The 20,625-nt window shown below is 36.0% G+C and carries 12 protein-coding genes; 6 read left to right on the plus strand and 6 right to left on the minus strand.

What is annotated here, in order from left to right; genetic code table 11:
• On the plus strand, positions 1 to 3,525 hold the full coding sequence (locus tag BLT57_RS01330) for an efflux RND transporter permease subunit (RefSeq protein WP_172827422.1): 3,525 nt from the start codon (positions 1 to 3) through the stop codon (positions 3,523 to 3,525).
• A 93-nt stretch (positions 3,526 to 3,618) separates the two neighbouring features.
• Here BLT57_RS01330 and BLT57_RS01335 read toward each other — a convergent pair whose 3' ends face one another.
• Complete coding sequence (locus BLT57_RS01335; RefSeq protein ID WP_091421228.1) at positions 3,619 to 4,932, minus strand: RagB/SusD family nutrient uptake outer membrane protein; 1,314 nt, start codon at positions 4,930 to 4,932, stop codon at positions 3,619 to 3,621.
• A gap of 18 nt (positions 4,933 to 4,950) precedes the next feature.
• The gene (locus tag BLT57_RS01340; RefSeq protein WP_091421230.1) at positions 4,951 to 7,908 is read right to left on the minus strand and encodes a SusC/RagA family TonB-linked outer membrane protein; all 2,958 of its coding nucleotides are present in this window, start codon (positions 7,906 to 7,908) and stop codon (positions 4,951 to 4,953) included.
• A 190-nt stretch (positions 7,909 to 8,098) separates the two neighbouring features.
• Here BLT57_RS01340 and aspS point away from each other — a divergent pair, with 190 nt between their 5' ends.
• The 3 genes from aspS (at position 8,099) to BLT57_RS01360 (ending at position 12,299) form a co-directional block, all read left to right on the plus strand.
• Positions 8,099 to 9,853, plus strand: coding sequence for an aspartate--tRNA ligase (gene aspS / locus BLT57_RS01345; RefSeq protein WP_091421233.1), 1,755 nt, complete (start codon positions 8,099 to 8,101; stop codon positions 9,851 to 9,853).
• A gap of 45 nt (positions 9,854 to 9,898) precedes the next feature.
• Positions 9,899 to 11,677: a chloride channel protein gene (locus tag BLT57_RS01350; RefSeq protein ID WP_091421235.1), complete on the plus strand. Its 1,779-nt coding sequence runs from the start codon at positions 9,899 to 9,901 to the stop codon at positions 11,675 to 11,677.
• A 430-nt stretch (positions 11,678 to 12,107) separates the two neighbouring features.
• Positions 12,108 to 12,299: a cold-shock protein gene (locus tag BLT57_RS01360; protein ID WP_008269621.1), complete on the plus strand. Its 192-nt coding sequence runs from the start codon at positions 12,108 to 12,110 to the stop codon at positions 12,297 to 12,299.
• Positions 12,300 to 12,456: 157 nt separating this feature from the next.
• Here the strand turns inward: BLT57_RS01360 and BLT57_RS01365 are convergent, their stop codons facing one another.
• Positions 12,457 to 12,906, minus strand: coding sequence for a nucleoside deaminase (locus tag BLT57_RS01365; RefSeq protein ID WP_091421238.1), 450 nt, complete (start codon positions 12,904 to 12,906; stop codon positions 12,457 to 12,459).
• Positions 12,907 to 12,947: 41 nt separating this feature from the next.
• Here BLT57_RS01365 and BLT57_RS01370 point away from each other — a divergent pair, with 41 nt between their 5' ends.
• A complete protein-coding gene (locus tag BLT57_RS01370) occupies positions 12,948 to 14,723 on the plus strand; it encodes a 1-deoxy-D-xylulose-5-phosphate synthase (protein ID WP_091421239.1) in 1,776 nt (591 codons plus the stop codon).
• Here the strand turns inward: BLT57_RS01370 and BLT57_RS01375 are convergent.
• The 3 genes from BLT57_RS01375 to BLT57_RS01385 form a co-directional block, all read right to left on the minus strand.
• Positions 14,704 to 14,874 carry a hypothetical protein gene (locus BLT57_RS01375; RefSeq protein ID WP_157717092.1) on the minus strand — a complete coding sequence of 57 codons (171 nt, stop codon included), beginning with the start codon at positions 14,872 to 14,874 and terminating at the stop codon, positions 14,704 to 14,706. The two genes, BLT57_RS01370 and BLT57_RS01375, sit on opposite strands and share 20 nt — an antisense overlap.
• A gap of 131 nt (positions 14,875 to 15,005) precedes the next feature.
• Positions 15,006 to 17,786, minus strand: a complete 2,781-nt coding sequence (locus BLT57_RS01380) for a T9SS type A sorting domain-containing protein (RefSeq protein ID WP_091421242.1) — start codon at positions 17,784 to 17,786, stop codon at positions 15,006 to 15,008.
• Positions 17,787 to 17,805: 19 nt separating this feature from the next.
• Positions 17,806 to 19,149, minus strand: coding sequence for a deoxyguanosinetriphosphate triphosphohydrolase (locus BLT57_RS01385; RefSeq protein WP_091421244.1), 1,344 nt, complete (start codon positions 19,147 to 19,149; stop codon positions 17,806 to 17,808).
• A gap of 202 nt (positions 19,150 to 19,351) precedes the next feature.
• On the opposite strand from BLT57_RS01385, the gene BLT57_RS01390 reads away from it, so the two are divergent.
• Positions 19,352 to 20,623, plus strand: a complete 1,272-nt coding sequence (locus BLT57_RS01390; RefSeq protein ID WP_091426595.1) for a hypothetical protein — start codon at positions 19,352 to 19,354, stop codon at positions 20,621 to 20,623.
• The last annotated feature ends 2 nt before the right edge of the window (positions 20,624 to 20,625 follow it).

Genomic DNA, 20,625 nt, shown 5'->3' on the forward strand with positions numbered 1-20,625 from the left:
ATGATTCAGAAAAAGAAAAAAGTAGATAAAGAGTTTATTCTATCGTCATGGGCTATCAATAATAAAACCACGATGTATGTGCTGATTACCCTTATTTTAATATTAGGTACTGGAGCTTATTTTAGTATGCCACGTGAAAATTTCCCAGAGATTAAGGAAACTAAAATCTATGTCAGTTCTATATATCCGGGAAATACAGCCGAAGACATCGAAAAACTAATTACTGATCCTATAGAGGATAAACTTAAAACGGTGAGTAATGTTGTTGAAATCACCTCTACCTCTCAAGAGGATTATTCTATTGTTATTGTAGAGTTTGACGAAAACATATCTGTTGAAGCAGCTAAGCAAAAGGTAAAAGATGAAGTAGATTCTGAAACATCAAGTGAAGACTGGCCCACCTTTAATGGCGCAAAGGTCGAACCAAACGTGTTTGACTTGAGCATGTCTGAAGAAATACCAATTTTAAATATCAACATCTCTGGAGATTACCCTGTTGATGTGCTTAAAGGATATGGAGAATATCTCGAGGATGAAATCGAAAGTTTACAAGAAATTAAACAAGTAGATATTAGAGGTGCTCAAGATAAAGAAGTTGAAGTTGCTGTAGACATTTATAAAATGATGGCCGCAAAAGTAAGCTTCAACGATATTATTCAAACCATTACTAACGAGAACATGACCATGTCTGCAGGTAACTTGATTTCTAGCGGACAACGTCGTACCATCAGAATTTTAGGTGAAATTGATGACCCAAAAGAATTAGAAGATTTTGTAGTAAAAAATGAACGTGATAACCCGATTTATCTCAAAGACATAGCTAAGGTCACCTTTAAAGATGAAGATAAAACGACTTATGCAAGAGAATTTGGCGCACCTGTTGTCATGCTTGATGTCAAAAAACGAGCAGGTAAAAATATGGTGGATGCTGCCGAAAAGATTCAAAGCATGGTAGATGATGCCATCACCAATGTATTTCCAGCAGATTTAAAAGTAACTATAGCGAACGATCAATCTGAGAAAACAATTGGTCAGGTGGATGACTTAGTTAACAATATCATCTTTGGTATTATATTGGTTGTTACGGTATTAATGTTCTTTTTAGGTTTTAAAAACGCCTTGTTTGTCGGCTTTGCAATCCCAATGTCTATGTTTATGTCTTTAATGATTCTAAATCTTTTAGGCTATACCATGAATACGATGATTCTCTTCGGATTGATTATGGGATTAGGTATGTTGGTTGATAACGGGATTGTAGTTGTTGAAAATGTGTATCGCCTCATGCAAGATGAGGGGTTGAGTAGAGTTGAAGCCGCAAAAAAAGGTATTGGAGAAATCGCATTTCCCATCATTATATCTACACTAACTACAGTGGCAGCTTTCGTCCCTCTAGGCCTATGGCCAGGGGTGATGGGACAATTCATGATTTATTTTCCTGTGACACTTTCTGTAGTATTAGGATCTTCACTATTTGTTGCGATCTTTTTTAATTCAGTATTGGTGTCTCAATATATGACTGTAGAAGATAAAGAAATGCCCTTAAAGCAGATTGTGAAAATTTCAGCAATAGTTGGTGTCACTGGGATTTTAATTCTGATTTTTGGCGGTGCGTATAGAGGTCTTGGAAGTTTAATGATTTTCACAACAATATTGCTTTGGATCTATCGCTTATTTCTAAGAAACTGGGCTAATAATTTTCAATCTCGAACATTACCAAAATTAGAAGGTTTTTACGAGAAGACATTAAGAGTTGCCCTATCAGGAAAACGTCCTATAATAATAACTATAGCTACAGTTATCCTTTTGTTTATTGCTTTTGGCGGTTTTGGTGCATCAATCGGTAGCCAGCGAACAAAAGTTGAATTCTTTCCAGACAACACGCCTAATCAGATTATTGCCTATATCGAATATCCTGAAGGAACTGATATAAAAAAGACCAATGAGATTACAAAAGATATTGAACAGCGTATTTACAACATTATTTCTGATGATGCCTATATAAACGGTGGCTATAATTTTTTAACTGAAAGTGCTGTATCCCAAGTAGGTGAAGGCGCAGGTAACCCACAAACTGATGGAGGTTCTGCTGCAGAAATGCCACATCGTGGCAAAATTACAGCAACCATGCGTGAGTATAAGTTTAGAGAAGGTGCCGATAGCAATGAACTTCTTAAAAAGATACAAGATGACCTAGATGGTATATATCCAGGTGTTGCGATTTCTGTTGAGAAAGATGCGGTTGGTCCACCCGCTGGCTACCCGATAAATATAGAACTCGAAGGCGAGAATTATGAAGAGTTAATAGCGACTGCCGAACGTATGCGTGATTTTATCAATAGTCAAAACATTCAAGGTATTGAAGAATTAAAAATTGATGTGAATCGTTCAAAACCATCCATGCAAGTTAATGTTGATCGTAAAAAAGCAGGGGAATTAGGAATCACCTCTGGTCAAGTAGGACAACAATTACGAAACTCCATTTTTGGGGCAAAGGCAGGTGTTTATAAAGAAGGTGGTGATGACTACGATATTTATGTTCGATTTAATGAAGATAATCGCTATAACAAAAGTGCTATTTTTAATCAAAAAATCACCTTTAGAGATATGGCTTCTGGTCAAATAAAAGAAGTTCCCATTTCCGCAGTAGCAAGCCAAAACAACTCTTCAGGTTTTAGTGCAATAAAACACAAAGATGTGAAGCGTGTGGTAACAGTGTATTCAGCTCTAGCAGCTGGCTTTACTGATGCTGGTGCTATCGTTTCTGAAATACAAAATGAGATGACATCTTTTGATGGCAAACCTGATAATGTGAATATTGATTTTACAGGCCAGATTGAAGAACAAAACAAACAAATGGCTTTTTTAATGTCTGCATTTTTTATTGGATTAGGGTTGATCTTCTTTCTGCTTATATTTCAGTTTAATTCGGTGTCTAAACCTGGAATTATCATGTTGGCTATTTTCTTAAGTCTTATTGGTGTATTTGGTGGATTGATCATAACAGGAAAAGCCTTCGTTATTATGATGACTATGATGGGAATAATTTCTCTTGCCGGTATTGTCGTAAATAACGGTGTAGTATTGTTAGACTACACGCAATTACTTTTAGACCGAAAGAAGGTCGAAAGAGATCTTGATGAGGATCAATATCTTGATAACAGTGATTTATTAGAGGCCATTATCAAAGGTGGGAAGGCACGTTTACGACCTGTATTATTAACAGCTATAACCACCATTTTAGGACTTATTCCGTTAGCGACTGGATTAAATATTAACTTCTTCACATTGTTTAGTGAATTTGATGCGAATATCTATGTGGGTGGTGACAATGTAATATTCTGGGGACCATTGGCCTGGACTGTTATTTACGGTTTGTTTATAGCGACGTTTTTAACACTAATAGTAGTTCCTATTTTATTCTATTTAATTACACGTTTTAAGATGTGGATGCGTGGAGCTAATCGTTCTACCAAAGTTATAAAACAACCGATTAATTTGGATAAAAGCATTGAAGCTCAATTATAAAAATCACCTTAACATATACCTAAGGATTGATTAATGGCAAAAAGCCTCAACAAATGTTGAGGCTTTTTTTAGACATAAAACTCAGTATATTAATTATTCATTCTCTGTAAATGGAGTTGGAAAAGCAGGAATAACATTATCACCAGGTCTATCAAGTGAGATATTAGACGCATTCAATATGTTTAATCGTCTCAAGTCAATCCACCGATGTCCCTCTGCAAGTAATGAATACCTTCGTTGCTTGAGGACTTCATCAAGCAATTCACCGGGATCTGTAGGACTTCCTGAATAATTACCTAGCCCAGCGGCATTTCTTATAATATTAATGGCATTAACGGTTTCAGAATTATTGACTCCAATATTCGCTTCTGCATACATTAGAATTAATTCTTCATTTCGAACTAAGTATACGGGATCTGTATTAGAATCATATACCGCTAATTGATATTCAGCAGAAAGACCATCAAACATTGTTCCTCCAGTTAATTGAAATGATTTCTCGGTCACACGTGAATCACCTGCTTCAGCATCTGCGATCCAGTCATCTAGTATCATATATTCCTGCCCTGATTGTCCTGCAACATGAAATTGTGTATTCACAATATCGTTGCCTGTCAATCCAAAAACATGTGCTGGACCATTATATAAATCACCATTAAGATTTAGAAAAGAAGCACCTAAAAGCGTCAATACCATAGGATTATTTCCTTGATATAAAGCAACTCTCGCTGCTATCGCTCTATTAAATTCACTATAACTAGAAGTCGTATTAAATCCATCAAAACCAGAACTAATACTAAAATCAAAATCATCTGAAGCATTAGCTAAATCTGAATTAGCTTCATTTAGTAAATTCATGATCCCAGTTAATGCGTCTTCATAGCTTACTTTTGGCCCAAGATTATTGAGATCTTCAACCTCTAACCTTATACCGTTGGTAAATTGTCTATTCGCAACCATTAACAAGGCATAAGCCTTAAGCGTCTTTGCGTAACCGTAGTAACTATTCTTAACGTCATCTGTAAACCCTGCGGAGGAATTCTCTACAGCTCGAATTAATATATTAGCAGACTGCACCACTTTATACCAAGCAGCATATGATCGTGTTGTAAGAAACCCATTATTATCTAATGGCCCCTTTAAAAGCTCTCCTGTATAACGAGGATCTACACCAGTAAGATCATAGTACTCACGCCCTAAAATACTTACGGTATCATAATGAAAGGCTAAATCGTTTCTCATAATTGCCTCGAGTCCAACGGCTAACAATTGCACATCAGCTTGACTTGAACCACTTCCAAAGCTTCCTACTGTTGGAGCATTGGGGTTTTCAATTTCATCTAATTGGCATCCAGACAAAGTCAGGATTAACCCAAAGAAGACTATTTTTATAATATTATTTTTCATAATTCTCAAAATTAATTTTTAGAAGTTCACATTTAAATGAAAGTTTATAAACTTAGACATTGGATAAGGCGTAACTTCAACATTATTTCCTAATACATTATTACCGAAATTTGAAACTTCCGGATCGTAACTATTATAGTCAAAAATATTGATGAGATTCCTACCTGAAATACCAACCTTGATTTTATCGGCATACTTTATTAAACCATCTGGTAAGGTATAAAATATCCCTATTTCTCTTAGCTTTAAATACCCTGCATCTTCAATCACTGGATCAGGATTGACAAAAGCCTGACTAGCTCTGTAATCACCATTTGAAAGCTGACCAGTTGGATCTAAACCAAAGTCATTATAGTCCCAAGTTGTCCCTGCTAAATCATATAACAAGGTAGTAAGATTGATATTATCTCCTCCTTTTTTCCAATGCCATAAAAATGTAAAATCAAAGTTTTTATAACTTATTTCATTGAACCAAGACATCTGAAAATCTGGCTCTGCATTACCATATACAAAGAAGCCATCACCTTCTGGATCTCTTATAGCAATCTCTTCTGCTGTATAGGCTGACGGGTCAAAAGTTCCAACAATCTGTGTTGCGCTTTGGCCTTCTTGTATTAGAAATGTTCCTAATGACGCGGCAAAACCTCCTGTAGTAAACGCCGGAACGTCTAAACGCGTAATTTCTGATTTATTCTTCCACCACTTTAATCCTACATTCCAAGAAAAATCTTCTTTTTGAAGTACATTGGCATTTAAAGATAACTCTATTCCTTTATTTTCAAGTTCACCTCCATTAACAACTCTATTTGTAAATCCTGAAGATGTTGGGATTTGTGATCTAATTAATAGGTCATCAATTTTTTTATTATAAAACGACACTTCAAAATTTAAACGTTTGTCAAATAATCCAAAATCAATACCATACTCCAATTCAGATTGGCGCTCAGGCCCTATATCTGGATTTCCACTTAAGTTTCCAGGACTTAAGCCCGATTGACCACCAATAAACTGTGGATCCATGAGTGTGAATCGATCATTGAAATTCGAGAACCGACCAGATTCTCCATAAGCTATTCTTGGTTTGATATAACTTATTTGTTTAATGTTCCAAAAATCAAACTTGTGCAAGTTAACGGCTAAGTTTGCTTTTGGATAATAATACATTTTATTAGAATCTCCATTATTTGTAGACTTATCCCCTCTTATTCCAACTGTACCAATTATCTGATCGTTGAAATTAATTTCTTCTTGCACGAAAAACCCAGTATCTTTTTGAGGTCTTATTGTTTGTTGTGTCGACACATTTGTTGACTGTGTTAAATTGGTTTGAGAACCATTTAAACCCGTAGCAATCGTAATTACTGTGTTGCGATCAAAATTTTGAAAGAAACTACCAACCTGAGTTGTAAAACCTAAGCCATTATCTAAATCTAAATTATGTACTAAGAAAGCAGATAAATTATAATTTGTATTCACTGTTGTCCCCGAAATTGATACCCCTCCTAAAGACGTTGGGTCAGAAAAATAAGATAGTGCTCTAGGAAATATACTCGTCGTTCTTAAAGTGAATTGATCAAAACCTCCTTCTAAAACCATTTTCAACCTATTGTTGGCTCCTGATAGTAATTGGATATTCGATGTGGCACTTCCTATAAATCTGTTAACTTCTTCACGATTTGTAGTAATTGCAATTGTTTCTAATGCATTTGAACCTGCACCACCTTGAGGATATGCCCCATTTACTGGTGACAAATCTTCCCAAGGATAGGTAAATGCCAGAGCATAACCTACAGTTCGATTGGCATTACCATTATTAAAGAATCCTCTATCTGACTCAGAATTAATATAGTTTGTTGTCACATAAAGATCTAACCACTCATTAAATTTTTGTCCAATATTTAATCGCACAGAACTTTTAGTATATCCCGTATTATCTACTAATCCTGGCTCATTTCTGTGGGTCGCTCCAAAGAAGTAATCTGTGTTTTCCTTCGCTCCTGAAGTTGAGAATCGTGTTGTAGACGATACTTGTGTTTGATCAAATATTTCCGCCTCATAATCTCTAAGTACAGCATTAGCCGGACCACCTAAATCGGTTATTTGTTGAGGTGTGTAATCTCGTATTCCTAATAATTGGGTAGGACTTCTAAATCCAACAACCTGAGAAAATTGAACAACTGGTCTCCCTTGTTTTCCTCTCTTGGTTTTTATTATGACCACACCACCAGCAGCTCGAGAACCATATATAGCTGCGGCCGAGGCTCCTTTCAGAATTTCGATACTCTCGATATCGTCAGGGTCTATATCTGCAATTCTATTGGAAGCATCGTCCTGATTAGACGATGGATTACCACCTCCTGCGGCTTCACTTACAATATTATTACCTAAACCTATTGAAGAGTTATCTACATAGACACCATCTACAACAAATAATGGTTGTTGATCTCCAAAAATAGATGTGACACCTCTTAGTCGCATTGAAATTCCTCCTCCTGGTGCTCCAGAGTTAGCCTTAATCTCAGCGCCATTAAATTTACCGTATAAGGCACCATCTAAACCAGATTGTACGGTGACACCTGTAAGTTGTTCGGCGGATACAGACGCTACTGCATTTGCTGAGTTAGATCGTTTCGTCGTAGATGCTAAACCTGTAATTACAATTTCATCCAAAGATGTATTAGATTCTTGTAATGTTACATTAACTATGCGAACTTCAGTTAATCGCTCTTCTAATGATTCAAAGCCTAATGAAGAAAAAACGAGTGTTACTGGAAAACTGGAAACATTGATACTAAAATTTCCATCGAAATCTGTAGTTGTACCAGTAGTTGTCCCTTTAATGATGACCGTTGCACCAGCTAAAGGCAAATTTGATGCTCCATCCATCACCTTACCCGTAACTTGTTGTCCTAAAGACAATAACGGAATAAATAGAAATGCAAACAAAAGCAACTTTAATGATAAAGTGTTGTTCATAATGACAATATTTTGAATTAGTTATTATAAATATCTTAATTTATTGTTAATAAATCAGCTTTTTAACTTAAAATATGAAAATAATTTTGTGTAAACTGTATTATTATTTCTTTAGTTTTTTATATAAATTATCTCAATTTGCTTTAATAAACACATTAACTTATTAAATTTGCAGGATTAAAATTTCGATATGTATAGAAGTCATAATTGTGGTGAGTTAAGAGCTTCACACATCAATACGCAAGTAACTTTAGCTGGGTGGGTTCAAAAGTCCCGAGATAAAGGGTTTATCGTTTGGGTAGATTTAAGAGACCGTTATGGGCTTACGCAGTTAGTATTTGACGAAGAGCGTACGTCTAAAGACATAATGAAACAAGCCCAAAATTTAGGTCGTGAGTTTGTAATTCAAGTTACGGGAAACGTCATTGAGCGTGCTTCAAAAAATCCGAATATGTCTACGGGTGACATTGAAATATTGGTGTCAGAATTAACCATTTTAAACGAAGCGCAATTGCCACCCTTCACTATTGAAGATGACACTGATGGTGGTGAAGAATTACGAATGAAATATCGCTATTTGGATATACGTCGTAATCCTGTTAAAAACAGCCTGATTTTTAGACATAAAGTAACTCAAGAAGTAAGAAACTATTTATCTAAAGAAGGATTTATTGAAGTTGAAACACCTTATTTAATCAAATCTACACCTGAAGGGGCACGTGATTTTGTGGTGCCTTCCCGCATGAATGAAGGGCAGTTTTACGCACTTCCACAATCACCACAAACTTTTAAGCAACTGCTTATGGTTGGAGGGATGGATAAATATTTTCAGATTGTAAAATGTTTTAGAGATGAAGATTTACGCGCTGATAGACAACCAGAATTTACTCAAATTGACTGTGAAATGGCATTCATTGAGCAAGAAGATATTTTAAATGCGTTTGAAGGTTTAACAAGGCATCTTCTGAAAGAAGTCAATGGTGTTGACGTTGAAAAATTCCCAAGAATACTTTACGATGATGCGATGCGTATCTACGGAAATGACAAACCAGACATTCGTTTTGGGATGGAATTTGGTGAATTGAACGCCGTAACTAAACACAAAGAATTTAATGTATTTAATTCAGCCGAATTAGTTGTTGGTATTGCAGTTCCTGACGGAAATAGTTATTCAAGAAAGGAGATTGATAAATTAATCGACTGGGTAAAGCGTCCACAAGTTGGCGCTTTAGGTATGGTGTATTGTAGATGCAATGATGATGGAAGCTATAAATCTTCCGTAGATAAATTTTACGACCAAGACGATTTAGCAAAATGGGCAGAAGTTACAGGCGCAAAAGCTGGAGATTTAATTTGTGTTCTTTCAGGAAACATACATAAAGTTAGGGCACAATTAAGTGCTTTACGTATGGAATTAGCCGAGCGTTTAGGGTTAAGAGATCCTAGAACATTTGCACCTCTATGGGTCTTAGATTTTCCTCTGTTAGAATGGGATGAAGAGACTGAACGCTACCATGCCATGCACCATCCATTTACCTCACCAAAACCTGGTCAATTAGAATTATTGAAAACAGATCCAGGCGCTGTTAAAGCCAATGCTTATGATTTGGTATTAAATGGAAATGAAATTGGCGGTGGATCGATTCGTATTCATGACAAAGCTACCCAAGCTTTGATGTTTGATTATTTAGGTTTTACACCCGAAGAAGCTAAAGCACAATTTGGTTTCTTAATGGATGCTTTCCAATATGGAGCTCCTCCGCATGGTGGACTAGCTTTTGGATTAGATAGATTGGTTGCTATTTTAGGCGGACAAGAAACCATTCGTGATTTTATTGCCTTCCCAAAAAATAATAACGGTCGGGATGTGATGATAGATGCCCCTGCACCAATTGATGATGAACAACTCAAAGAATTGAGTTTAAAACTCAATTTAAAATCATAAATAAATAATCCTGCTTCATGCAGGATTTTTTAGTAGATTTAATCAATGTCAATCCGAAACCTTATCAAACGCTTACTCATTTTGCGGTATAAATACATATCGCAGAAAAATTTCGTGTTTTTACTAGCCATGCTTATTGGTTTATTATCTGGATTGGTTTCTGTAACTATTAAAAATATAACTTATGGGATCGAGTGGATTTTAGACCATCTCGCTATTGTATCTCAAAACAGCATATACTTCATTCTGCCAATAATTGGATTATGGTTGGTTTACTTATTCGTAAAATATGTGTCCAAGCAAAAAGTAGAGCATGCCATACCAAGCATTCTTTTTTCATTATCTAAAAAGGACGGATTACTCAAAAGAAGCAAAATGTACTTACCACTAATAACGGCACCTCTAACAGCAGGGTTTGGAGGCTCTGTTGGTCTTTTAGGCCCTGCTATTGCTTCGGCTGCAGCGGTAAGCTCTAATATTGGTCAGCTATTTCATGTAGATAGAAAAACAAGAACTTTACTCATTGGTTGTGCAGCAGCTGGAGCTATTGCCTCCATTTTTCAATCTCCCATTGCCGCCATTATTTTTGCCATAGAAGTCTTTAGTCTAGATCTCACATTTGCATCTTTATTGCCATTATTAATCGCCTCAGTATCCTCGGTATTAACCTCTTATTTTTTCTTGGGAAATGGGGTGTTATTTAATTACAATATATCACAGCCATTTGCGTTAAGAGACACCTTATTCTTTATTATTTTAGGTATTGGAACAGGTATTGCCTCCATCTATTTCTCGAAAATATACTTTGCAATCTATAAGTTCTTTGAACGATTTAAAACAAATGGTCAAAAGCTTATTGTAGGCGGCTTAGCCATAGGGGTTATGTTATATTTTATACCACCACTTTATGGTGAAGGTTTTGGGTTTATTAATGACCTTTTAGATGGAAATCATTTACACGCTCTAGGGCAAACTCCTTTTGATAACTATTTGGATAATATATGGGTGGTTATTGCACTCCTTATAGGAATCACCATTTTTAAAGCGGTAGCAATGACAACTACTTTTGCGGCCGGTGGTGCCGGTGGTATTATCATACCAACTATGGTTATGGGAAGTGCCCTAGGAAATGTTGTTGCAAAAATCATTAATAATATTGGGTTGGGTTTTCAAGTGTCTGAATCTAACTTCACACTATTAGGCATGGCAGGACTGATTGCAGGAGTGTTGCATGCACCTCTCACTGCTATTTTCTTAATCGCAGAAATCACAGGTGGTTACCAATTATTTGTCCCTCTAATGATTACAGTATCAATGTCGTTTATCATCACAAAGAATGCCATAGATCATACTATTTATACCAAAGAACTTGCTGAAAAAGGAGCGCTCCTCACTCACGATAAAGATCAAACTATCTTAACTTTAATGAAATTAGACAGCGTCATTGAAAAAGACTTCACCATTTTACATCCTGAAATGTCTTTGGGCGAAATGCTGCATGAAGGTGTTGCTAAATCTAATCGAAATCTGTTTCCTGTTGTAGACGAAAATCAATATCTAGTTGGTATTATCTTATTAGATGATATTAGAACCGTTATGTTTGATCAGTCTCTGCATAAAACAACTTCCGTAGAAACCTTTATGCATAATCCTCCTGAACATATACACTATGAGACGGACTCTATGAAAGCTGTTATGAAGAAATTTCAAAATACTGGTGCATGGAATCTACCAGTAATTAAAGACTTAAAATATTATGGTTTTGTCTCAAAATCAAAACTCTTAACCGCTTACAGGCGCGAATTGATTAATTTTACAACTTAGAATATTCTGGTCATTACATTATGAAATATCTTATTTTTATCTGTTTTATCTCTGCCATTGGCAGTATTTTATGTGGTTTTCTTTTAGACCTGCACTATTCCCAAAAACTTATAGGTTTTGGCGTTTTAGGTCTATTTCTCGTGGTTTTTCCTTTATTCATTTATTATAGATGGAAAGGTAAAGACATTAAAGACTATATGCTCACTCAAGAAAATTTAGAAAAAATGAGAAAAAACCAGAAAAGAAATAAATATTAGCACTCAATCAAGAGCAATTTTTTCCCACATAAAATACAGTAATTACTCTGAGCCTTTTCAAAGATTTATTTTAATTGTTTAGTTTTCAATTATTTAAAAAAATAAAATTAATTAAGCATCGCATTAGTATAAGTATTACATTTGTAACTTTATTAACATATATTTTTATTACAATGACTGGAACAGTTAAATTTTTTAATGATTCAAAAGGATTTGGATTCATTACCAACGAAGAAACAGGAAAAGACATTTTCGTTCACGTATCAAACCTTAACGGTGTTGAATTACGTGAAGGCGATAATGTAGAGTACACAGAAGAAGAAGGAAGAAAAGGAATGGTCGCGGCTAACGTGCAGGTTCTTTAAGAAGATATACTTTATATTACAGTTTCAACGTCTAACGAAAGTTAGGCGTTTTTTTGTGCGTTTTCTCCTTCGCTAAAGCCACCGAGAATCAGGCTCTCGGCAATCGCTCTTTTCAAGGAGCTCCAGCAAAGCCTCCATCCTTAACGCAATATTCGGTTTAATTCAAATTACGTCTTTGAATAAAAAATCGTTTCAATAATGCTGATGCTTCATCAGCTAATATACCACCAATCATGGTAGTCTTTGGATGCAATTTACTTTTCAAATTAATACATCCACGTTTTTCATCTCTGGCAGCATAAACGATTTTAGAAATCTGACTCCAATACAAAGCTCCTGCGCACATTTGACAGGGTTCTAAAGTGACATATAAGGTGCAATTTTGCAAGTACTTACCTCCTAAAAAATTAGCTGCTGCTGTAATAGCTTGCATTTCTGCATGGGCAGTCACATCATTTAATAATTCAGTTAAGTTATGAGCTCTTGCGATAATTCTATCATTAATCACTATCACAGCACCTACTGGAATTTCATCTTTTTCAAAAGCAATCTCAGCCTCCTGTAAGGCCTTTTTCATAAAATAAATATCGTCAAAAGGATTTTCCATAATCGTAAAAATACAATAACAACTCGTACATTTGCCAAGCAGTGCAAAAATTATTAGACCATATCAACCTTCCTTCAGATTTAAGACAATTAAATCAGAATCAACTCCCACAACTCGCTCGTGAGTTACGTGACTTTATTATCAATGTCGTAGCTACCAAAGAAGGTCATCTTGGAGCTAGCTTAGGGGTCATTGAATTGACATTAGCGTTGCACTATGTATTCAACACCCCTGAAGACTTGTTAGTTTGGGATGTTGGTCATCAAGCTTATGGACATAAAATTATTACTGGAAGAAAAGAACGTTTTCATACTAACAGGCAGTTAGATGGCATAAGTGGCTTTCCAAAACGTGATGAAAGCACCTATGACACATTTGGGGTTGGACACTCATCAACATCTATTTCGGCAGCATTAGGCATGGCCATTGCATCTCAACTTAAAGGTGAAAACAAACATCATATTGCTGTGATTGGTGACGCATCTATTGCTAGTGGAATGGCATTTGAAGGGCTTAATCATGCTGGAGTGACTGCTGCAAATCTTTTAGTTATTTTAAACGACAATGCCATAGGTATAGATCCAAGTGTTGGTGCTTTAAAGCAATACTTAACTAATGTTAAAAAAGGAAAAGAAAAACAAGACAACATTTTCGAAGCCTTGAACTTTGACTATACTGGTCCTATTAATGGTCATGATTTACCCGCTTTAATAACAGAATTAGAACGTTTAAAACATGTAAAAGGTCCGAAATTTCTTCATGTAATTACGACCAAAGGAAAAGGCTTGAAACAAGCCGAAGACGACCAAGTAAAATATCATGCTCCTGGGAAATTCGACGCGAAAACAGGTGATCTTTTTCCTAAAGAAACTATTGAACAAGCACCAAAATTTCAGGATGTTTTTGGTCATACTATAGTTGAATTAGCTAAAGTTAATAAACACATAATAGGTATAACACCTGCTATGCCCACTGGAAGTTCTTTAAAGTTTATGATGGCAGAACTTCCAAAACGCGCTTTTGATGTTGGCATTGCCGAACAGCATGCCGTCACTTTAGCGGCAGGAATGGCGACACAGGGTCTCATTCCCTTCTGTAATATTTACTCTACTTTTTTACAGCGTGCTTATGATCAAGTAATTCATGATGTCGCCCTACAAAACCTACCCGTAATATTTTGTTTAGATCGTGCAGGTTTGGTTGGAGAAGATGGCGCCACACATCATGGTGTTTTTGATTTAGCCTATTTACGATGCATTCCAAATATGATTATTTTTGCACCTAGAAACGAAATTGAATTGCGGAACATTATGTTTACGGCTCAATTAGAAATAGCTCAACCCATTGCCATTCGATATCCTCGAGGTCGTGGCCGGATTATAAATTGGAAACAGCCATTTACTAAAATAGAAATAGGAAAAGGTCTACGTATAAAAAAAGGGACTGAAATTGCTGTTTTAAGCATAGGTACAATAGCATATAATGTCGAAGAAGCTATATCTATATCTGAATTCGGAGAATTAATCTCACATTATGATATGCGCTTTGTAAAACCCCTAGATGATTTATTACTGCATTCTGTTTTTACCACATATAAGGAAATAGTAACACTTGAAGATGGTGTTATAAGTGGAGGTTTTGGATCTGCCATTTTAGAATTTGCATCAAAACACAAATATAAAACTCCAATTACAAATTTAGGTGTCCCTGATAATTTTGTAGAACAAGCATCTGTAAAACAACAACATCAATCGGTTAAGATTGATGCTGATAATTTAAGTATGTTATTTAAATCTATTATTCTTCGTCTGTCTTAACCATATCTGGTTGTTGGTTTGCATCTGCATCATAGACCTCAACATTAATCTGTGGCTCTTGATTACCATTACTCGTAATATCATCTAACATTAATAAAAATGCTAATGTGACAAAAAAGATGACTGCCGCTCCTAAAATATTTTTTTTCATAATAGTAGGTTTTAAAGATTTGGTTAACAAATATAATTAATTATCGCTTAAACACAAATTTAATCGATGAAATGCATTATTTGAACAAAGGGAACTCGTAAAAGCCCCCTTCTATGTGATACATATCTTATTTATTTTATAATAATTTTTTTCGTCTCGGAATAATTATCCACTCTAATATCGACAAAGTAAATTCCTGAATTTAGATTCAAATTAAGTTTGGCATTTGACGGTGACAGGTTGAGTATAGAATTGTAAACGTTTTGGCCATTCAAATTATAAACGGTAATATTCGCATTACCTAATTCAATCTTAGAAGTAATCGTAATGTCTCCCTCAGATATTGTTGGGTAAAGAACAATGGTATTCGAATTAAACTCACTCTCTAGCACACTTAACGGATCCGGAGTGAACTGACTAGTAAAAAAGCCTCTACCGAAAGTGGTTGCCAAAATCGTATTATCCGATGCCTTAAGGTCCAAATCGGTTACAACCGCATCACTCATCCCATTGTAAGATTGAACCCAACTCGGATTTGGAACGGTATAATCTCCAGTTGCCCAAACTCCCAACTCAGTTCCAATAATTAACTCTTCAGGTATTAATGGGTTTTGAAGAATACAGCGTACAGGCACATCAGGAAGGTTTCCTTCTATACTTCTCCATGTCGCTCCACCATCATCAGTAAACCAAACACTTTGCACACCATAATTATACATCGTTACGAAAATTTCCTGTTCACTTAAACCAAATTCAATATCAGATATACTCCCAACAAAACCAGTTCCCGAAATATTTATAAACGCTGGGTTTGCAATATCAGCTAATGTTCCTCTTAATAATCTTCCACTTCTTAATCCGACATACAACGTAGATGATGTTGTTGTAAAAGGAGAAACTTTTAATGCACTTGGAGTCGCATTAAATTGCCCTGATGTAAGTAAATCATTCTCTCTTGCGGCACCACCTGGCAAAAATTCTTTCACCCTTTCAATAGCTATTCCATTGGCATTACTCGAAGCATTAGCATATAAGATAACTAGGTTCTTGTCTAGAGCAGCCTCGTTTATGAAACTACCGCCTCCTTGGTTTGTTATCGCTGAAAAATTAGTAAAACTAGGATAACTAATAAATCGATGTGAATTTCTAGGGTAAGTTGTAATTACATAGTCTCCAGCTGCTCCAAATTCAGTAAAACCACCATCTCCACCCACGGGATCAAAAAATGCATTTGCTCCAGGAGTGGCATTGTTAACAAATTGTGTTCCGTTATCTTGTGTTCCTCCTGCTAAATTAGTGTCTGGTGAATTAGGATCAATTGCACCATAATAAAATTGTATGGTATTAAAATCTTTATTTCTAGTTTGAATTCCATTTGCATTACCAACGACGTTACTCATATCTGGGGCGTAATAAATACCTCCATCATTGCCAAAAACAGCCTCACTACCATTTGTTCCAGGGCGAAATACAATAGCATGTTGATCCGCGTGTACACGCGGCACATTTAATGCTGCTAGATTATTATTATTGGACCATTTTGAAATTTGTGTCCAAGTATTCCCAAAATCTTCAGAACGAAATAAATCAATTCCACCAACATATAAATTACTATTTTCATCAATTTCGATTGGTAGATTGTAGAAGGCTTGATTCCTTGTGTAGTCATTAGCTGGAATTCCATTATCCGCATCATTTGGTTCATTCACTACAAATAAATTTGCCGGAGAAGCAAATGCATCTGTGGTTCTGAAAATATCAGCTTCGCCACCAATATTACAAACTACCCATAATAAATTCGGGTTTGTAGGATGGGTTTCTAATTCCGTTCTTCTTGATGCTCCAAATGATCGCATTAAGGTAAACGAAATTCCATCAGTAGAGCGATAAATATCTCCGCCACCTTGACCAAACTCGTCACTTGTTGTAGTTAACCAAACATTATTATTGGCGTCTAATTCAATATCATTTGGATTTTTATAATTTCCATTAGTAAATTGAATATCAAATCGCGTCCATGTGACACCATCATCAATAGATTTGTATAATCCGCGACTATTGCCTCCTAAAAAATTGTTTGGTCCCGAAGCCTCAACAAATCTTCCACTAGGAAATGCAGCATACAGTTCTGTAACGCCACCATTATCTCTAGCGACAATATCGCTTACATAGAAAATTCCATCAACATTTTGACCTCCATTACTCACGCCTGTAAAACCACCAATAACATTTTCCCAGGTAACACCACCATCTATAGATCTGTATACACCGCGTCCTATGACAGCCCCATCTGCTCCAATATATGGCTCACCAGAACCAATATACAATTTGTTACTGTCGTTAGGGTCTGAAATGATCACAGTTACCGCAATATTCTCTTGAAGCCCAGGAACCAAAGTCCATGACGAATCTGGATCTGTAATATCTTCATTAACCCAAAGTCCCCCCGAAACACCTCCAGCAAAGACACGTGTGTAATCATCATTTGGATTGGCATTTCCTACATCATTAGGATCAAACATAATTCCTCGAGTACGACCACCTTGGTCATTAGGGCCTCTATCCACCCAAGGATTGACATCATCACCTCCAACGCCTCTTAAGAATATTCGTTGTTCTCTTAAATCTTCCTGCACAGCTAATGCGCGTTCAGGCATCGGTCGACCGGTTGACGGATCCATAGTAAGTTCCCACAATTGCTCATTATAAGCATTTGGAGGCAAACCTAAATCTTTTCGTTCTGATCTTGACAGTTTTTGAGTTTCCTTGTAAGGACTATTTTCAAGATGAGATAAATGTTGTTTTCTAAGTTCTGAAACAGAATCTTCCTCTTTTACATTACAATTGAACATAAAAATAGGCATAAGGGCTAGGGTAACTATTGTAACAATAGTTAGAAATTTTCTTTTCATTTTTCGCAATTTTTCTTTTTTATAAATGGTTTCCTTTTAATTTCTGATAGCTTAACATAGCATTGCTGTCAGACATTTTTGAGACATAAAAACAAACAGATAATAAGCTGTTATAAATATGATCTGTGTCTAAGTCTACTTGCGGTTCTAAAAGTTTCAAAATAAGTTTATCAAAATTTGATAATTCTCCTTTGATATTATTTATGACCGATGTTGTAAAGATACCTAAAAGTTCATTAATTACCTTGTACCCTATAATCTCTTTATCGATAACCTCAGACGATTGATATACGTTCTTAATACTTAACGTAATGATGTCATTAATTTGTGCTTCGTACTTGCTATAATCCATTAAGGCCTTTGAGAATTCACCAGATAATATGCTATTCTCATGCGCCATGAATACTTCGACGACTTCATTAATTAATGTATTAATTGCCAATGCCCGCAGATAACTCAATCGGTCTTGCGTACTTCTTAAAGCATTGTATGTTTTTGTTTGAATAGAATCTCTTACTAAATTGATTAAATATTCTAATGCGAATTCTTCTTGTATCAAACCGAGATTAATACCATCTTCAAAATCTATAATGGTATAGCAAATATCGTCTGCTGCTTCAACTAAATATGCCAGAGGGTGTCTACAATATCTAACGTCACCATCAGCACCTCTTTTTTCTAATCCTAACTCTCGAGCGACATCTTCAAAAAGGTCTTTTTCACTTTGAAAGAATCCATACTTTTTATCTGCAATATGTTTACTCGGTTTTTTAGGTAGTGACTCTTTTGGATATTTTGTAAATGCTCCTAAGGTTGCATAACTCAAACGCAAGCCTCCTATTCGTCCTTGACGACTTTCAGTTAATATTTTAAAACCGTTGGCATTGCCCTCAAAACTGCAAAGATCTTCATATTGCTTTTTAGTGAGATGATCTTCAAAGTAGCGTCCTTCTCCTGTTTTAAAAAATTCTCCAATTGCCTTTTCTCCCGAATGTCCAAATGGTGGGTTTCCAATGTCATGAGCCAACGCTGCTGCGGCAACGATAGCACCAAAATCATTAATTTGATATCCATGAACATCACGAAGGTGAGGATGTTTTTCGAGTAGTTTCTGACCTACCTTACGGCCAATTGATCGCCCCACAACACTCACCTCTAGACTATGCGTTAATCTTGTGTGTACAAAATCTGTCTTAGACAACGGAACAACTTGAGTTTTATCTTGCAGGCTTCTAAATTCCGAAGAAAAGATAATCCGATCATAATCCACTTCAAAACCTAAGCGCGTTTCATCTTGTTCTTTCCGCAATCGTTTATGCGTGTCTCCAAATCGTTTTAAGGAGAGTAATTGTTCCCAAATCATAGATATTTTTTAGCAGTTGCAAGATAAACTTTTTCAATGTTAAATTAATGTTTCTATTTCATAAAAAATCGATTCTTGGGTAACCATAAATTAACCTTTTTATCATTTAGGTTTAATCTGCTATTAACCTAAACTTTACATAATCCCTCCATCTTTGCACCATAACAAAAAAGAATATAAAATTTATTTTAAAAAAAATATCATGAAAAAATTAGTACTATCTGCATTAATCGCTTCTTCACTAGTATTCACTGGCTGTTTTAAGGATGACGATACTCCAATTATTATTGAAGAAACCACCATCATTAACAATAATGGTGGAGGAACTGACGACGAATGTCCAATAGTAGCTATCACGGGAGCTATCACTGAGGATACCACTTGGACAAATGATAACATTTATCAATTGAATCAAAAAGTAGTCGTAGATAATGGCGCAACTTTAACCATTCAAGAAGGCACAATTATCAAAGGCTCTCCAGGCACTGGATCTTTAGCTTCTGCTTTAATTATTGCCAAAGGCGCAAAAATAAATGCTGTTGGAACCGCAACTCAACCCATCATATTTACAAGTACCTCCGATAATATTAATTGTGGTGAAACTGCTGGAACCAATTTAGATGAAAACGACAGAGGTCGTTGGGGTGGTTTATTAGTATTAGGAAACGCACCTTGCTCATTTGCTGGAGAAATTGTTGAAGCGCAAATAGAGGGTATTCCTGCTGATGACACTTTCGGACTTTACGGAGGAACTGATGCTGCCGACAACTCTGGTGTCATTCAATATGTATCTATACGTCATGGAGGTGCCTTAATTGGAGAAGGCAACGAAATCAACGGTTTAACACTTGGAGGTGTTGGGAATGGAACTGTAATCAATAACATAGAAATTGTTGCGAATGTAGATGATGGTATTGAATTCTTTGGAGGAACTGTAAATGCATCAAACTTATTAGTTTGGGCTGTGGGAGACGATGCTTTAGATATCGACCAAGCGTACTCTGGAACGATTGACAATGCTGTTGTTGTATTAGGTGAGGTTTCTGACCATGCTTTTGAAATTGACGGTCCAGAAGGATCAGCTACAGGATCATTCACGCTACAAAACGCAACCATTATTGGCAACACGACAACTGTTAACGGTGAATATGCAGATTATAGAAGTAATGCTACTGGAGCAACAAATAACATCTACGCTTTTGGATTCAAAGACACATCAGATGTAGAACTAGATAATGATGGTGTTGCAACTAATTATAACAATGGTGATTTAACATTCGGAACTTGGGAAATTGTTTTACCAACAGGCGTTACTGATGTTACAAGCATTTTTGCAAACAAAGCCGAAACTGTGACCGTGACTGGATTTGGATCAACTGCTACTGCAGTTTCGTTAGGTGCAAATACAGTTGGCGCGACCACTTCTGAATTGGCTTGGACATACGCAAATACTGCAGGTGGTTTAGGTTTCTAATT

This window comes from Formosa sp. Hel1_31_208 (genome assembly GCF_900104785.1).
Classification (GTDB): Bacteria; Bacteroidota; Bacteroidia; order Flavobacteriales; family Flavobacteriaceae; genus Psychroserpens.